Source organism: Candidatus Polarisedimenticolia bacterium (genome assembly GCA_035764505.1).
Lineage (GTDB): Bacteria > Acidobacteriota > Polarisedimenticolia > Gp22-AA2 > AA152 > AA152.
This window is the reverse complement of record DASTZC010000277.1, coordinates 1-2,431: the sequence shown is the minus strand read 5'-3', so window position 1 is coordinate 2,431 and position 2,431 is coordinate 1. Positions and strand designations below refer to the sequence as shown.

The 2,431-nt window shown below is 64.3% G+C and carries 3 protein-coding genes; 1 reads left to right on the top strand and 2 read right to left on the bottom strand.

Annotated features, from left to right (window positions below; genetic code table 11):
- Together VFW45_17960 and VFW45_17955 are read right to left on the bottom strand one after the other, a co-directional pair.
- Positions 1 to 538 (bottom strand): FAD-binding protein (locus VFW45_17960; protein HEU5182677.1); only part of this gene is annotated, 538 nt, incomplete at its 3' end.
- Positions 539 to 550: 12 nt separating this feature from the next.
- Positions 551 to 1,921 carry a dipeptidase gene (locus VFW45_17955; protein HEU5182676.1) on the bottom strand — a complete coding sequence of 457 codons (1,371 nt, stop codon included), beginning with the start codon at positions 1,919 to 1,921 and terminating at the stop codon, positions 551 to 553.
- Between the two features lie 220 nt (positions 1,922 to 2,141).
- Here VFW45_17955 and VFW45_17950 point away from each other — a divergent pair.
- The coding region (locus VFW45_17950) for a deoxyhypusine synthase family protein (protein HEU5182675.1) at positions 2,142 to 2,431 on the top strand (290 nt) is incomplete at its 3' end.

Below are 2,431 nucleotides of genomic sequence, written 5' to 3'. Positions count from 1 at the left end.
GCATGTCGATGGCGACGATGCCGCGACAGACCCCGGCATCGTCCTTGACCATCCCGACGTACTCCCAGTGCTCGAGCTTGCGGACCTTGCCTTCCGCCTCGTAGCGGCGCACCTGCTCGTCCAGCGCATAGAGGAGCTGCTGGCCCGTCGTGGCGCCGGCGAAGGCGGTGCGGTTGTAGAGGGTCCCGCCGAAGCGGCGGAAATCGAGATTGCCTTCGGCGGTGCGGTTGAACGGAACGCCCATCCGATCCATCAGGTAGATCAGGTTGGGCGCCGCGTAGCACATCGCCTTGGCAAGGGGCTGGTGCGCCAGGAAGTCGCCGCCGCGCACCGTGTCGACGAAGTGGATTTCGGGAGAGTCGTTCTCGCCCTTGAGGTTGACCGCGCCGTTGATGCCGCCCTGCGCGCACACTGAATGCGAGCGGCGCACCGGGACGACGGAGAAGAGGTCGACCTTGCCGCCGGCCTCGGCGATCTTGATGGTCGCCATCAGGCCGGCCAGACCACCCCCGACGACGATGAAGCGCGGTTCAGCCATTCCCGTCCTGTCTCAGGCCGTGCCTGAGAGGATCTGGAAGAAGTGCGCCGAAGAGAGGATGCCTCCCTGGAAGTTCCCCAGATCGAGCTTCTCGTTGGGGGCGTGGGCGTTCTCGTCCGGCAGGCCGATTCCCATCAGGACCGAAGGGACCTTGAGGATGTCGGCGAAGGAGGCCACCACCGGGATCGATCCCCCCTCGCGCGTGAACACCGGCCGCTTGCCGAACCCCTTCTCGAAGGCCTTGGAGGCCGCATGGATGGCCGGATGGTCGAGCGAGGCGACCCAGGGCTTGCCGCCGTGCATCCGGGTGATCGTCAGCTCCATCGTCTTGGGGCAGAGCTTGTGCAGGTGCTTCTCGAACAGCTTGGCGATCTTGTCCGGGTTCTGGTTGGGTACCAGGCGCATCGAAATCTTCGCCATCGCCACGGCCGGGATGACCGTCTTGGCTCCCTCGCCGGTGAAGCCCCCGATGATGCCGTTCACCTCGAAGGTCGGGCGCGCCCAGGTCCGCTCCAGCGCCGTGTACCCCTTTTCTCCGGCCAGGGCCGGCGCTCCCAGCTCCTTCGCGTACTTCTTCTCCGAGAAAGGCAGCCGCTTGTACTCCTTGCGCTCGCGCGCCGTCAGCGGCTTAACATCTTTATAGAAGCCGGGGATCGTCACCCTGCCGTTCTTGTCCTTCATCCCCGCCAGGATCTGTGCCAGGACGAAGTTGGGGTTGGCCACGGCCCCGCCGAACGAGCCGGAGTGCAGGTCGGATTTCGTCCCGCGCAGATCGATCTGGTAGTAGACCAGCCCGCGCAGGCCGAAGCAGATCGACGGGACCCCGCGCTCGAACATCGGCGAATCCGAAATCAGGACGACGTCGGACTTGAGGAGGTCCTTGTGGGATTCGATGAACTTGTCCAGGTTCTCGCTGCCGACCTCCTCTTCCCCTTCGATCAGGAACTTCACGTTGACCGGGAGCTTCCCCTGCTTCTTGAGGTGCGCTTCGACCGCCGCGAAGTGGATGTAGACCTGGCCCTTGTCGTCGGCCGCGCCGCGCGCGTAGATTTCGCCGTTCTTGATGGCCGGCTCGAACGGCGGCGAGTCCCACAAGTTGAGCGGGTCCACCGGCTGCACGTCGTAGTGCCCGTAAACCAGCACGGTCGGCTTGCCGGGCGCCTTGCACCATTCCGAATAGACGATCGGGTGCCCCGGCGTCTTGATCACCTGCGCCTTTTCGAGGCCCGCCTTGGTCATCAGCTCGGCGGTGAAGTGAGCGCAGCGCTCCGTGTCCTTGTTGTTCTGGGAGTTGCTCGAAACCGAGGGAATCTTGAGGTACTCGACCAGGTCGCTGACGTAGCGATCTTTGTTCTGCTGGATGTACGAGAGCACCGCTTCCATGGAAGTCTCCCAAGAGCGCGGACCGCGCCCTTCCGAGGGGCCGGGGGCTTGCTGACCGTTGCGACGGGGGCGGATTGTACCATCCCCCGCGCGGCCGCTCAATGCGATGCCTCGGAATTGAAAGGGGTTCCGTCGACGGGGTGGCTGGATAGTGCGGTGATCTTCTGATGGCGCAGTGCACTGCCGCGTGCTACGATGCCCGGCACTGTGGGAGGAGCTGATGAAAGAGAAAAGCCGTTACCTCCGAGGCCCCAAGATTTATCCCGATCCCGTCAGCCCTGGGATGACGGTCGACGAGATCGTGGACAAGGCTTTCCTCGCGTACAACGCCGGAAGACTGCAGAACGCCTGCCGCCTCTTCGTTGAAAAGATGCTCGAGCCCGACGTCGTCGTCGGGATGTCGCTTTCCGGCGCCATGACCCCGGCCGGGGTCGGCCGCAGCACCGTCATCCCCATGATCCAGACGGGCTTCATCGACTGGGTCATCTCCACCGGCGCCAACCTCTATCA